Source organism: bacterium SCSIO 12643, from assembly GCA_024398135.1.
Classification (GTDB): Bacteria; Bacteroidota; Bacteroidia; order Flavobacteriales_G; family Salibacteraceae; genus CAJXZP01.
On sequence record CP073750.1, the window covers coordinates 182,741 to 195,605 of the forward strand.

Annotated in this window: 16 protein-coding genes; 1 reads left to right on the plus strand and 15 read right to left on the minus strand. The window is 34.6% G+C overall.

Going from position 1 to position 12,865, the window contains the following annotated elements:
* Nucleotides 1-36: 36 nt before the first annotated feature.
* From KFE94_00770 to KFE94_00790, 5 genes are all read right to left on the minus strand, one after another.
* Entirely contained in the window at nucleotides 37-795 is a 759-nt protein-coding gene (locus KFE94_00770) for a CPBP family intramembrane metalloprotease (protein ID UTW66677.1), read from the minus strand.
* 297 nt (nucleotides 796-1,092) lie between these two features.
* Nucleotides 1,093-1,371, minus strand: a complete 279-nt coding sequence (locus KFE94_00775) for a DUF493 family protein (GenBank protein UTW66678.1) — start codon at nucleotides 1,369-1,371, stop codon at nucleotides 1,093-1,095.
* A gap of 739 nt (nucleotides 1,372-2,110) precedes the next feature.
* A complete protein-coding gene (locus KFE94_00780) occupies nucleotides 2,111-2,377 on the minus strand; it encodes a hypothetical protein (GenBank protein ID UTW66679.1) in 267 nt (88 codons plus the stop codon).
* Nucleotides 2,364-2,783, minus strand: coding sequence for a hypothetical protein (locus tag KFE94_00785; protein ID UTW66680.1), 420 nt, complete (start codon nucleotides 2,781-2,783; stop codon nucleotides 2,364-2,366). Before KFE94_00785 ends, KFE94_00780 begins: the two co-directional genes overlap by 14 nt.
* Before the next feature lie 19 nt (nucleotides 2,784-2,802).
* Nucleotides 2,803-3,330 carry an RNA polymerase sigma factor gene (locus tag KFE94_00790; GenBank protein UTW66681.1) on the minus strand — a complete coding sequence of 176 codons (528 nt, stop codon included), beginning with the start codon at nucleotides 3,328-3,330 and terminating at the stop codon, nucleotides 2,803-2,805.
* Between the two features lie 328 nt (nucleotides 3,331-3,658).
* Between KFE94_00790 and KFE94_00795 the strand changes: the two genes are divergently transcribed.
* Entirely contained in the window at nucleotides 3,659-4,042 is a 384-nt protein-coding gene (locus KFE94_00795) for a hypothetical protein (protein ID UTW66682.1), read from the plus strand.
* Nucleotides 4,043-4,112: 70 nt separating this feature from the next.
* On the opposite strand, the gene KFE94_00800 is transcribed toward KFE94_00795, so the two are convergent.
* The 10 genes from KFE94_00800 to KFE94_00845 form a co-directional block, all read right to left on the minus strand.
* Entirely contained in the window at nucleotides 4,113-5,975 is a 1,863-nt protein-coding gene (locus tag KFE94_00800) for a hypothetical protein (GenBank protein UTW66683.1), read from the minus strand.
* Nucleotides 5,976-5,994: 19 nt separating this feature from the next.
* Nucleotides 5,995-6,546: a YcxB family protein gene (locus tag KFE94_00805; protein UTW66684.1), complete on the minus strand. Its 552-nt coding sequence runs from the start codon at nucleotides 6,544-6,546 to the stop codon at nucleotides 5,995-5,997.
* 3 nt (nucleotides 6,547-6,549) lie between these two features.
* The gene (locus KFE94_00810; protein ID UTW66685.1) at nucleotides 6,550-7,032 is read right to left on the minus strand and encodes a hypothetical protein; all 483 of its coding nucleotides are present in this window, start codon (nucleotides 7,030-7,032) and stop codon (nucleotides 6,550-6,552) included.
* A 28-nt stretch (nucleotides 7,033-7,060) separates the two neighbouring features.
* Nucleotides 7,061-8,944, minus strand: coding sequence for a family 20 glycosylhydrolase (locus tag KFE94_00815; protein ID UTW66686.1), 1,884 nt, complete (start codon nucleotides 8,942-8,944; stop codon nucleotides 7,061-7,063).
* Between the two features lie 169 nt (nucleotides 8,945-9,113).
* A complete protein-coding gene (locus tag KFE94_00820) occupies nucleotides 9,114-9,470 on the minus strand; it encodes a hypothetical protein (GenBank protein UTW66687.1) in 357 nt (118 codons plus the stop codon).
* A gap of 1 nt (nucleotide 9,471) precedes the next feature.
* Entirely contained in the window at nucleotides 9,472-9,852 is a 381-nt protein-coding gene (locus tag KFE94_00825; GenBank protein ID UTW66688.1) for a hypothetical protein, read from the minus strand.
* 15 nt (nucleotides 9,853-9,867) lie between these two features.
* Nucleotides 9,868-10,785: a hypothetical protein gene (locus tag KFE94_00830; protein ID UTW66689.1), complete on the minus strand. Its 918-nt coding sequence runs from the start codon at nucleotides 10,783-10,785 to the stop codon at nucleotides 9,868-9,870.
* A gap of 88 nt (nucleotides 10,786-10,873) precedes the next feature.
* Nucleotides 10,874-11,623 carry a hypothetical protein gene (locus KFE94_00835; protein UTW66690.1) on the minus strand — a complete coding sequence of 250 codons (750 nt, stop codon included), beginning with the start codon at nucleotides 11,621-11,623 and terminating at the stop codon, nucleotides 10,874-10,876.
* A 5-nt stretch (nucleotides 11,624-11,628) separates the two neighbouring features.
* The gene (locus KFE94_00840; protein UTW66691.1) at nucleotides 11,629-12,123 is read right to left on the minus strand and encodes a TPM domain-containing protein; all 495 of its coding nucleotides are present in this window, start codon (nucleotides 12,121-12,123) and stop codon (nucleotides 11,629-11,631) included.
* Nucleotides 12,124-12,189: 66 nt separating this feature from the next.
* Nucleotides 12,190-12,846 carry a hypothetical protein gene (locus tag KFE94_00845; GenBank protein ID UTW66692.1) on the minus strand — a complete coding sequence of 219 codons (657 nt, stop codon included), beginning with the start codon at nucleotides 12,844-12,846 and terminating at the stop codon, nucleotides 12,190-12,192.
* Nucleotides 12,847-12,865 lie beyond the last annotated feature (19 nt).

Sequence of the window (12,865 nt, forward strand, 5' to 3'; positions counted from 1 at the left end):
AAAGATAAATTCCAAAGCTCAAATAAAATGTGTTTTCTATCCAAAAGACCAATTTAATAATAGGAATGCGGCCAATTCCATTCCCCAGGCAACACCTAAATGAACAATCAAACCGCCATAAATATTACGTGATTTGTAGGACATAACACCTAATGCAAATCCACCAAAAACTGAAGAAATGATTTCCAGCATGGGTTTACCAAAATGCAGCACGGCATACAAAGAGACCATAGGTAAAATAACTTCCTTCCCAGCAAACCGCGATAAAGCAACCACCATATATCCTCTAAACATTAACTCAACAGCAAAGAAATCGAAGCCATAGCACGATTCAAAGGTCAAAACCTTCATCCACTCTGTCCATCCGGAAATATGAACACTCTGATATTTATAGCTGGGATAATAACGTAAAAAATCTTCTCCTGAAGCTGCAATAAAGACTATAGGAATTAATAACGAAGCCAGAATTAAATAAGATTTAATGGAAGCTTTATTAATATTCACTCCATAAAATTCAGGTTTAAAATGTCTCGTTGTGAAATAAATCAGAACCAATGGAATGACAATACTGAATAAACTCCCCAGATTAGAAATACAGGAATAATAAAACCCATATCCGTGTTCATGCGGAATAATTTGATCCAGATATTTCAAAGTATAATATGAAGAATCCACAGATATTAATAACACTCCCAGAAATCCATAAACCAGGTACTTTTTATTCGCAATTATTCTATCCTTTGTTTGAAAAATGGAAATCAATATTACCGGGCCAATAAAGGCCAATGAATTCATTAAGACATACCTGAATGTTCTCTGAAGTGAATGTTCAGACAACTGAAGAAACTTTCGGAAAAAATCAAAGTATTCATTGATTCCTATAACTCCGAATATGAAAAGTAAAACCAGAAGGTGGGTTAACCAATGGAATTGTGTTGAAAAATATGATTTAAAGTAGTTAAGCAATACTTTCATAATACCTTTTCATAGAAAAAGGGCGTCAAAATACATATTTAGTCCACCTGACGGGTTAAATATTTAAATTCTTAATGGTAAGTTAATAATCGATTGATTCTTCTTTACAACAAAGACTTACAACGACATCAACCCTTCAATTTTCTCTGCTTTGTGATAGACTGCAATTACATCAGCACTGCTTTGCATCATCTCTTTCCCGGATACACTTACGTATTTTCCCGTTTTAGATTCTCTAAATGTTACAGTCGCTTTTGATGTAAATAAATCTTCGACCAATGCTAAACTGTGATTGTTATTGGGGATGATAAACTTAAACAAATAAGGACTTGGAAACTGGTGATGGTCCTCTAACTTCTGCTCTAATTTTTTATAAAACTCTTCTTTCTCTGACATCTACTTAGTGCTTTGCTGCAAAGATAAAATTCAACATGCAATTAATAGACTTTCGGTTGGATTTAGTTTGGAGGGTTGAGTTTGGAGTGGTGAGCTTAGAGTGTTGAGGTGAGAGCAATGAGTATAGAGGGAAGCGTCTATAGTAATGAGTTCATAAGAATAGAATATTAATTTTTCGATTTGTTAATTGTAAACTTTCTTAAGATTAGAAAAAGAAGCACAAACATTATAAGCTGAATTAAAAATACTGGATATAAAACATGACCATCCATAAACCTATACCCAAAAGATATTGCGGAAACAGGTAATGTTAGTGTCAATGTATAAAGCGACCATTCTCCATAGAGTAAATCATCAGGATACACTGAGCAAACTGCCAACGTCCCGATTCCAACATAGAAAAGAGAAAACAATAAAATTGGTTTGTTACGAATTCCCCTACTCATTTACCTACAAATAAAACTAAAAGTGTTGAGTGGGGAGTTTGGGGTGGTGAGTCAAGATGTATTCATTTTCAACTGATCAACTGGAATCAAAAACACAGTTTGAAAATGCTAATTATCGAAAGTAAATTATGGATCTCCTGATCTATATCCCCTTTCGTCACTCACAAATCTAACCTCAACTCACAACTCCCCCTCAATACTTAATGATCTACTCAATACTTTTCCTCAATAACTTTATTCGAACTTCAATAATCCGCACCCCTCATTACTCAATACTCATTCCTCTCTACACTCTATTCCATCATCTGAATCTGAAATCCAAACATTCCTCCCAAACTGATCAATTCTTCCACTTTTAGTAGTGTACCTGATTTAATACGTAATACACGATCTTCATCTTCCAAATCAATGGTCCACTCTTTTACATCAGTATGTTCCTGAAACAATAACTTCAATACATCTACTTGAAAAGATGTTTGAATGTTGGTTTTAAAAACCATCCAATCATTTCGTTCTGAAATAAATATTTCTGTTTCCCGTAGTAAGCTATGCTCTATCATCTGTATCAGTTTGTGGTTCTTGAGGTGCTTCTCGATCATTTACGCGTTTGATATAATCCTGGTAAGCGGCTTCACCTTCTTCTTTCCAGAATTTATCGTATAAATCCCATTTAGAGAATTCTCCTTTACGCTTACCCCATTCCGATTTCTTTTTCTTTTTGTGAGATCCTGATCCTCCCGAACCAAATCCACCAAATAACAACTTAGCCAATACCAGAATTCCTACCGCTTGCCAATACGTTATGGTGGTTAAACCAAATATTTCAGGAATCAAAGCATTCCATAACCACATGATGGCAAAGCCAAATAATGCCGCAAATCCTATGACGGCTATTATTCCGAAAATAACGATCCCAACAATTTCAATTGGACTTCTGGACCTCATACTGTGCTTAAAACAATTCATTTCTATAGTTTTTAAATCTTTAATATTCTTTTTTCAATTTTTGATGGAGAATGGACAATGCACGATGTCTACGCGACATTAAAGTGCCTTCCGGGACACCAGTTTTCCGACACAATTCTTTATAACTAAAACCCTCAAAGTCAATGGCAATAATGACTTGCTTATATAGCGGTTTTAATGCCGCAATGGCCTGAATCAACGCCTCTTTCATCGGCTCTGAATAAGAGTTGTCAGATGTACCGTAAAACAACTCTGCAAATTCTTCCAGACGCGATTCACTTTCGTCTTGTAAAGAATCACTTGGTTTTCTGGTACGCATCGTATCAATAATCTTATTCCGAATCGCGTGATACACCAATCCCGCCACATTCTCTATCGGTGAAGAACTATCAGCCCTGGTAAATAATTTCAAAGCCACGTCCTGAATCAAATCTTCCGCATCCCGGTCTGCATTGTCAGAAATTCGTGATAACACATAGGACCGGAGTCGATCGTACTCCTGACCAAAGAATGCATTCAGTTTTTTATTATTATCCGATTCTGACATTTATGAAAGCCCTGTTTCAATGCTCTTCATCTATAAAGACGAAGGCTTTTTAAAATCTTGCATTTATTTCAAAATTTTTCAAAAAATAATTGAAATCACCTCGACAAGGTATGCCCTCCTCAAATACTTTTCAACGTAAGTAGGTGATTCTACCTATTTTATGAAAACAGGTTTTTATACGCTTTTAATTATTTATTGATCCATAGAGATTTGTGAGGTAATCCAAAAACAACCATTCGATGGAGTAGCTACTATCACTTTACGGTTACAAAGGCGGTATCTGAAAAGCCTGGTAAACAGAGTAAGAAATCAAATAAACTTAATTATTATGTCACAAATAACATTAGAAGCATTAGGAAAAGAAAGAGGGCTTTATTTAAGCCACGCATTAGATAAAGTATGGTTACAAACAGGAGTTCAGGGATTGGGCGAAGTGTTTGTATTGGAAAAACGTGGAGACCGTGTTGCATTAGCCTGTACTGGCGGTGAGCAAGGTAAATATTTAAGCCATGCTTTCGAGAAATTATGGTTACAAGATGGTATTCAAGGCGAAGGCGAAGAATGGATCATGGTTGACCATGGAAACGGAAACGTATCTTTCAACTGCTTAGGTAAAGAAACCGGATTGACTTTAAGTCATGCATTTGGTAAAATGTGGCTTCAAAATGGTTACCAGGGCGAAGGTGAGCTTTGGGCAATGAGAAACTATTAAAATACCCTTCAACATCAATCAAAATCCGGATGGTGAATAACTATCCGGATTTTTTGTCAATATCATTGATCTATCTAGCCAATCTACGATATGCTAAGGTATCCACATCACTTTCTTCAATAATCCAAATGTAACATGGTCTTGCAATTTGATCTAGATATTGAATAAATTCTCGTTCCTTCTTCAACGCCTCCTGACGCTTTCTCTCTTGATAAAACAATTGCATGTATTCTAAATCTTTCTCAATCCTATTCTCTTGTTTATAATTATTAAACTTTCGAATAGCTTTCTTTACTTCTTTTGGAGAATGTTCTGCTAAACTTATCTTTAATTTCAGTTCTTTTCCTGTTTGAAACTCCTGAATTTTCATAAATACTTTTTCATCTTTATAACCTATCGCAATGCATATGGCAGTTTCTTTTTGAGGCATTAACATATCTCTATTTTGACTATTCCCGACATGAAAAATCACATTATCTGATGAATTCAAACGATATATACTTTTTATTGATGAATACACCACATAGGTATAAACCTGATCAAATTTCTTCCCGTTCTCAACCTTTACTTCAAGACCATATCTTGCCCATGTTTTAGGAATAGTCCCCCTATCAATGTTTAGCCATCCGGTATCCGTCCATTCAAAACCATAGGCTTCCATTCGGTGTTTCTCACGCGCAAAAAGAACTTCTCTATATTCATCTGCTAATTCTTCCGCTTTTTTATTTTTCGCACCTAATTCTTCCTTTGCTTTTTGTTTCACCTTCTCCAACTGAGATTTGTATTTCTTCAATTGTTTCTCATAATACCCTTTTAATAGTTTGAAATGAATTTCCCCTTCTTTAACTTTAGTGAGTCTCTGTTTTGCGAAATCAGTAAAAACTATACTCATGGAGTCATTTCCTAAAGCCAATGCAGCTGCGCTATCCAGTTCCCATAGGTTTCTATCTAAATTTTTAACATAAATATCCAGGATATCATTATTACATGTTTTAAATATCACCTGAAGTCGCGTTTCAAATTCGCGGGTAGCAATCAAAGTGTTTTCAAACTTCTTATCCCATATCACTTTAATAATTGCCGGATCAATCCCACAGTCACATTCACTATCAACACTTTCCACGGCTGCTTCAACCGCCCAACCATATTCAGATTCATATGATTCTTTTGTATACTCACCATCCACCACGCGACTTTTAGGATTATCATATGGTTCATTGTAATCTGTCCCTACAAACCCTTCGGTTAAGAAACCTCCATCAGAAACGGATAAACTATAATATAAACTATCAACTAGTTCTTTTGTCAACTCTTTATGCTGCTTGTATGGTAAATTTTTAGCTACCGCATTTTCAAATCCATCTGGATAAAAGTCCAAAAGTTCAATATCAATTGGTGTCAGATATTTATCTAGTTCTTTCGGTTCTACCCAGTTCATATTTCCATCCTCATCTCGTATTCCTTTGTAAGCCATCATTCCTGATTTCTTCTTAGCGGTTGGAATTTCAATATATATGGGATTCTCTTTATTGATCGCAAGTCTTTCTCCATTCGAAGTTGCCTCCAAATAAATCATTCCATCCGTTTCCAGCAAATTCCCATCTGAGGTAGTCGTTAAGTTCGACAATACCATTTCTTCCAGAGATAAAGCTTCAGCTAACTCCAATTTCACATTAGATGTTACAACCTCACCTTTCGTATTAATAAAACAGCCTTTAGGTAACACAATCATAGTACCTTTTTGACCTTTCACAACGGTGTCGTTCTTCGCATCAATATCAAAATACTCGCTTTCGACTATTGTTTCTTTAAATGGGTCTTTTTCAGAAAACTTATTTGATGTAATAACCTTACTCTGGTCTCCAACACATCTATAAAGCGTTATGGATAAAAGTGCTAGGATTAGTATTTTAGTTAAGTGTTTTATCATCATTTTAGCTGTTATGTTCTATTTACGTCCAACTCCAGTTTAAATTTACTTGATTGGGAATTCCTAATTGATCAGAGGTAGTCGAAATCCAGTTCTCTAACTCCTGAAGGTTTTGAATCTTTTCTTTAGGGAAAATCAACCCCATTCCTACTCCCAATCGAACAAACAAATATTGTTCCGTTTCAATGATTTCAGTAATATCTTCTACTTTAACCGTAGTATTACCTTTTGAGTTTTCAGAATAGATTTCAGTCTCCCCCAATTGTGTTTTTGTTTCTAATCCATAATGTGATTTGAAATTCTCATCTACAAACGCATTGTAGTGCTTTTTATATTTCCACGCTTCATACTTTGGGTAAAATAAAAACCAAATCAACGACAACACCAGAAATACGATACTCATAGTCGTATCTCCAGTATATCCACCAAAAGCAGCAAAGGCCAGATATATAATTGGGATGATGATTCGTGATCTTTTGCGCTTCTTTTTAATTCGGTCTGATGTGGATGCCACAAGTAATTGAAACATCACATAATCTTCTTTTTCTAAAGCATATTTTAGGTTGACTGTCATATTCTAATAATTTTCATAATCATAGGCCATATAACCTACAACTTCTCGAAGTAATTCTAACAAATTCTTAAATATAGGATCACAATTCTCTCTGTTATTTCCCTTTAATCTGATTTGATTTCCATTGAACGATAATAATAATTCTGAACTCTTTCCATCCATAGTATATGGGTCATCCTTTTCATGAGGTAGGTCCGCTAACTTAAAGGCAATAATCTGTTCTTTAATCTGTCTAAATGAATTATGATCCAATATTATTTGTTTATCGGCAATAGTGTCCCTCCTTGCTTTCTTAAAATTTGAAGTATAAAAAGTACAACGTACGTTTCCTATACTATCAATTGTTGTGATCATTGTACTTACTGACAAATGATGATCTGAAACAAGTTTTAGATTAAACGATTCTATTGTATCATTAGGAAATTCATCTTGGGAAAATCCTAATAAATTAGCTTGTAACAATACTATTAAAATCAAATTCTTCATGAAGAACTTCATATTGATAAACCACCTTTTACTTTCTCAAATACAATAATAAATCTTCCAGTTTAGCTGACGAATCCTGGAGCCCACCAGCTCTATTTCGAATTACCCAGAATTTTTTATGATTGTCAATTAAAGCTTCGAGTTCTTTGGCAAGTTGTTCTTTCTGTTCTTTAGGAATATTCGCTGTTGATTGACCAGAAGCATCCAGACGTGCCAGCCCCAAATGAACTCCAAACAGTGCCAGATTTGCAGCCTGTCGGGTTTCTTTTAAAATGATTTCAGCATCTTCACTTTGCGGTTGTGCCTGATCCAAAACCGCCAATCCTCTTTGAATTTCTTTTTCTGCCAATATCAATCCCTCTTTATTCAGTTTCTTGGTTTGATATTGACCTTTCATAGTCCATTGATATCTGCGAATCATCAAATGAAACGCATTAGAATTTCCTGCCGGAATCCCTGCTTTCAAATACGCATTTCCAAGAATCAACATGGCCTGGGCTGTATTTCCTGTCGGATCATCAAATACATATTTATTTAGGTTATTCTCCAATTGACCTAAACTCTCCTCCCGATAATTCCAGGCATAACTTGCACCCAACAGCATACTGGCATATCCTACTGATCTTGGTTGAAAGTGTCCATAATCTCCCCAATCGGTAATAAGATATCCTTTGGCTTGATTCTTTTGTCCCTCTATCGCGGCCACCTTTAAATTGATAAATGCGTTTTTATTTCTCCCTATTTCCGAACGCCAGGTGGAGGTTCCCGGACATACATAAAAATCCAATCCGGCATTTTTGAATTTAGGTAAGTTCTCATCAAACGGATAAGTTGCTCCATACCCCCATACCAAAGGAATCATGTCTTTAGGAATTTCAGATATCAGCTCCGGGTGATTTAAAATAATATCACCCCAAAATTGAGTCTGTTTTCCATTTTTCTGTGCAATGGTGTTGAGTTGTTTTAAATAATTTAAATACACGTTTCCTTTTCCTAAACTGTCGCATGCAGACTTTGATTTTCCTAAACACAACTCCACCGTTTCATCACATCCGATGTTAAAATACGGACTGGTAAAATTGGGAAGTAATTCGGTATACAACTCCTCCATCAATGCCAATGATTTCGGGTTGGTTGGAGCTAAACTGGTACGCTTTCGCTTCCCCCAAACGGTTTTACAATCGGTTTCGCATTCGCATAAATCCAAATATTCATCGTGCTTTAACCAGTTTTCCAGATGCCCAAAAGAGTTTTGATTCGGTACCAGATCAATATAATGCTGTTGACAGTACGCATTCAATTCCTGAATTTGTGCCGCAGTAAACGGACTACTGTTTTCCCAAACCACTTTATGATTTTGATAGGCAAAAGTATGTTCTGTATACAATTGTAATTCGTTGACCCGCCACTCGGCCAATTGATCTACGAGCAAATACATGCTCTCCATCTTAGGTACTTTGTCACGGCTAATATCCAGCATATAGCCACGTCTTTCAAAATTGGCCCAATCATTAATGTTGATCTCCGGTACTGCCTTTTGTTCGGCTAAAGCATAATCCAGTAATTGTCTCACGGTACGTTCCGCATATCGAACCCCAGCTTTATTTTTCGCTCTAATTACTATGCTTTGATCTGCTATTCGAATCGAATATTCATCGTGTTTTTGATAACTGGAATCTATTTCCAAACTAACGCTCAAATCTCCTACTCTAAAATTCAATTTTGAGGCACTCTTGTTCGAGACCGTATTCAACATATCGGACAGTTCTTTGACTTGAGCTACAGGTACAGCTATTTCTTCTTGACTTTCGGTGTATTGCTGTGGAGGAATAATTAATTGTGCTTTCCACGCTTCACCTGCATATAGATTCAATTGTATCCATCCAACGATACATATCAATAATATCCTCATCTAAAATTTGATCTTTCTTTTGTTTACGTCCTGAAATTAGTCCGTGGCAAGGTACGTTTCTATTTTTAAATGAATACGCATCTTCGAGACAAAATCACATGCTCTTCGAGCACCTGATTTCCCTCAGATGGCTTTGTTTTTCGGTAAGACAAATGATAATTTATATCATTTACATATTACCAACAAAAAAACTCAACAACGATACCAATGTGACAATCAACAACATTACCAAGCATCCATTTCTTGTTTTTCTATCAGACTGCTTTAAATCATCCAAATACTTTAAGGCATTCTCTTCTTTCAAAAAATAGCCTCTCCACGCATTATCTGGGACTGACATCACAAACTTCTCATTACAGATTTTGCATCTATAATTTAACTCATAATCAATTACTCCTTCTCCAGTAGGAACATAAATCTCTACTTTATTTTCCCTTAGTTTTAAATCTAAGTCTTTTTCAAACCTTTCAAAATCATCATGAGAAGGAAAACCTTTGTATTCTTTATTAAAACAATCTGGACACATATCAATGATTTTCCTTTATCAATAGCATTTTACCATCGATAAACACTTTGCGATAAATAATTTTTTCTTTTTTGAATTTAAAAACCACCTTATCAGAGTCAAACTTAATTTTCAGCTTGTAAGCCAATTCTGTGGGAGATTCTAGAGATTGAGTACCCGTCCAATAGTAATGATCATATTTGTCATTCTTTATTTGTTTAAACTCAGTATATTTTCTTTGATTTAGTTGATTTGGGGAATTAAAAACTTCTAAAGTATCTGGACTTTCTATTATCCAATTGAGACAGTAAAAATGATCTTTATTAATTTCAAAATTCTTCCCATTCTGGCCCCAACTTGCCAGGCTGCAAAAGGTTAGAAATACTGCAATAATTAATTTCATAAACTTAATCCTACTTTAAAACCGCATTTCTTCGAAATACCAATTAGAATACCTTTTGACTAAAATAATATGACAAATTGTTTTTTGAGAATATCTCAATTCGTAGACACAATAATGTTTTCCGATACTCACTTCAATAATATCATAACTACAATTAAACTTTTTTAGAAGTCTTATCGATTCTTGATCGTCTTCATCAAAGAAATCTAACAGATCGACATTATCATCATTATCAAACTTTGGATCAACAAGCAAACTTAAAAAGTCATAATCTTTAGTTTTAGCAGCATATTGTAATCCTCTAATAACACTAACAGGATCTTTATGGTCTAATTCGTAAAACCATCTTTCCTCCAATAAACTTCCCTCCGAAATACTAGCATATATCCATGAATTAAACTCATTTAGATTCCAAAATTTATTGATACCATTTTTGGGGCATTTAGGTTTTAAGTAACAGCTTGCACCTTCATAACTCTGAAACCAATAATCACCGATATAGTCAAAACAATTCATTAAAAACTGACTTGATGTTATAACTGTAGCTAAATCTATTTTTCCAAATGATTTAATTGAAACCGAATCATTTTCTATTTTAAGTTCGCCCGAACTTCCATGTAAGACATTATAGCTCTCAGATTTTACATCTTTTCGCAAAAAAAATAATGCAGAAACTCCTTTTTCATATTTAAACCTATGATAATCACATTGCCATTCCTTCCAAAAATTTAGTGTTAACTTTTTATTTCTCTGCTCTTCTCTTTTTATATCATTACGAATTTCTATTACAAATGAGGAATTATTTACCTCGACAATTTCGCCAACCACTATTTCATCTGCTTCTAATGTCAAAATTTCAAATGGTATTCTCGCTTTTTTTGCAGTTAAAAAACTGGAAACACTTAGTGCTAGAATTAATAAAAAGTACTTCATAGGTTATTCGATTTAAAGGGTAATTATTGTTTTCTATTAATATAGACGTTTAATAAAGTATAGAAGATGGTCTCATTAACCATTTCACTTATTCTATTTCAATTTCTGCTACGAACCACTCAAAACCATTTAGTATTTTTAAATATTGGGGCATGCTTTCCATTATACTTTTCTGCTCGGTTTTATAATCAGTAATTATTAAACTACCATGAGTTCTATCATTCCAATCAAACAATCTAAGCGTATCTAATCTACTCCCACACCACATAAATTCATAATACATAGTATAGCCAGGTGGGCCATAAGTCATGCTGAAAGCTTTTAGTTTTTTCGGATAAAAAGTAGGATTTGGGATTTCAATTTTTTCAGAAAAGGTATCGGTTTTTGAATCATATAAATAACAATCATGTATATCCGCCAAACAACATCCTGAAGACGGATACCAATGTATTACTAAGTCAATTGTTTGATCTCCGTTAATATCAAATATGGAATCGGAAACAAAACTCATATTGCCTATCCTCACAACTAAAATGGGACTCTTGTAATGATCCTTTTCTGAATATACATGTATGTATGTTCCTGTAAAATTTGATAGTCGAATGTATTTATGGTTTATCGACTTCGAAAAAACCTTACCCGACATCAATGTTAGAGCATCATTGTCAACATCCTGACTCTCATTTTCTATTAATTTCAAAATAGACAAAGTCGAATTAACACTGTCCTGATCTGACTGAGAAAACGATGTATTTACACATCCCAACATTAAAAGAAAAGTGAACAAAAGCTCTGAAAAACTTTTGCGATCCTTCACTTCTATATTTGAGTAGTCCATACGTTTCATTTAATCTCCTTCATGATCTTTACGAGTCCTTTTTTGATTCCCGTATAAAACTTACCTTTTTTAAACTTTGGAACCATATATTGATCTATGATATACTTAGCTTCCTCATTCGTCAGTTTATCTTCAAGTCCTTTACCTACTTGTATTCTGACTTCTCTAATTTGCTTTCCAAATACAATCAATATCCCATTATTCTTTCCTGCTTTACCTGTCCCCCAATAATTCCCTAAATCCAAAGAATAATCGAATAGCGTTTTATAAGGCGCATAAGATTCAATAGTAACAATAGCTATCTCATTGGTGGTTAATTTTTCATGTTTTACAATCATGCGGTTCAAATGATCTATTTGTCCTTGCTTTAAGATTCCCTCAAAATCATTTACATACCCGATTGCATCGGGGAATTTAAAATACGGCTGCGAATTACTTTGGGAATGGAAGTTCAAAGTAACAATCGCAAATAAACAAGTTAGGATTATTTTTAGTTTCATTTTAAGTTATTAAGTATCGACCAAAATACACAATCCGCATCAGGTTAAATCATCTCTTGTGATTTCTTACGCCAAAAACTGAACGGTTTTGGCTTTTCGCAACCAGGAAATCGCAAAGGCCTCGATAGCCACCACCTCAAATACAAATACATATGGGAAACCTACCTCTACGCCTTGTTTTTCCAGAATCATTAAAACGATCATGATAACAATACTTGCCCAAATAATAATTCCACAGGTCTTATAAAACATATTCAAACCCTGAGAGTTGTTGGACGATAACGTAAATTTAAAATAAGACATATACCCTAACAAAGAGATAAATATCCCAGCTGAACCCAGATGGATATATTTCTTGGTCATATTGTCCACGTGACCAAATAAATACGGGCTATCCGTGAAATGAATAGGCCCCTCAGCATTCATGGAGGTAGTGGGTACCAAAACCACTACAACAGCAAAAAATGCGGCTATACTTGTGATCACATTATCACTAATTTTCTCCGAGGGTAATTTTTCGTACCCCTGATAACTAAACAGCATGATCGCAAAGGCAAAGATGATGGCAATAAAAAATAAACTCGATCGGGTATAATAGTAATGACTAAATGAGCTCAATACCTTTTCTATGTCTGAACCGAAATACAATAAAAATGGGAGCATCATTCCCAATAAGCCAATGTTTCTTCTCTGTTTATACAGTTCTTTTTTGTACGTATCCATGATTGTTGATTTTATAAGT

What these genes read in the sequence shown, in the direction of transcription:
- KFE94_00770 (UTW66677.1), bottom strand. Translation starts at nt 795, where the DNA reads ATGAATTCATTGGCCTTTATTGGCCCGGTAATATTGATTTCCATTTTT.
- KFE94_00830 (UTW66689.1), bottom strand. Translation starts at nt 10,785, where the DNA reads ATGAAGTACTTTTTATTAATTCTAGCACTAAGTGTTTCCAGTTTTTTA.
- KFE94_00785 (UTW66680.1), bottom strand. Translation starts at nt 2,783, where the DNA reads ATGAATTGTTTTAAGCACAGTATGAGGTCCAGAAGTCCAATTGAAATT.
- KFE94_00780 (UTW66679.1), bottom strand. Translation starts at nt 2,377, where the DNA reads ATGATAGAGCATAGCTTACTACGGGAAACAGAAATATTTATTTCAGAA.
- KFE94_00805 (UTW66684.1), bottom strand. Translation starts at nt 6,546, where the DNA reads ATGACAGTCAACCTAAAATATGCTTTAGAAAAAGAAGATTATGTGATG.
- KFE94_00775 (UTW66678.1), bottom strand. Translation starts at nt 1,371, where the DNA reads ATGTCAGAGAAAGAAGAGTTTTATAAAAAATTAGAGCAGAAGTTAGAG.
- KFE94_00795 (UTW66682.1), top strand. Translation starts at nt 3,659, where the DNA reads ATGTCACAAATAACATTAGAAGCATTAGGAAAAGAAAGAGGGCTTTAT.
- KFE94_00790 (UTW66681.1), bottom strand. Translation starts at nt 3,330, where the DNA reads ATGTCAGAATCGGATAATAATAAAAAACTGAATGCATTCTTTGGTCAG.
- KFE94_00845 (UTW66692.1), bottom strand. Translation starts at nt 12,846, where the DNA reads ATGGATACGTACAAAAAAGAACTGTATAAACAGAGAAGAAACATTGGC.
- KFE94_00835 (UTW66690.1), bottom strand. Translation starts at nt 11,623, where the DNA reads ATGGACTACTCAAATATAGAAGTGAAGGATCGCAAAAGTTTTTCAGAG.
- KFE94_00810 (UTW66685.1), bottom strand. Translation starts at nt 7,032, where the DNA reads ATGAAGAATTTGATTTTAATAGTATTGTTACAAGCTAATTTATTAGGA.
- KFE94_00840 (UTW66691.1), bottom strand. Translation starts at nt 12,123, where the DNA reads ATGAAACTAAAAATAATCCTAACTTGTTTATTTGCGATTGTTACTTTG.
- KFE94_00815 (UTW66686.1), bottom strand. Translation starts at nt 8,944, where the DNA reads ATGAGGATATTATTGATATGTATCGTTGGATGGATACAATTGAATCTA.
- KFE94_00825 (UTW66688.1), bottom strand. Translation starts at nt 9,852, where the DNA reads ATGAAATTAATTATTGCAGTATTTCTAACCTTTTGCAGCCTGGCAAGT.
- KFE94_00800 (UTW66683.1), bottom strand. Translation starts at nt 5,975, where the DNA reads ATGATGATAAAACACTTAACTAAAATACTAATCCTAGCACTTTTATCC.
- KFE94_00820 (UTW66687.1), bottom strand. Translation starts at nt 9,470, where the DNA reads ATGTGTCCAGATTGTTTTAATAAAGAATACAAAGGTTTTCCTTCTCAT.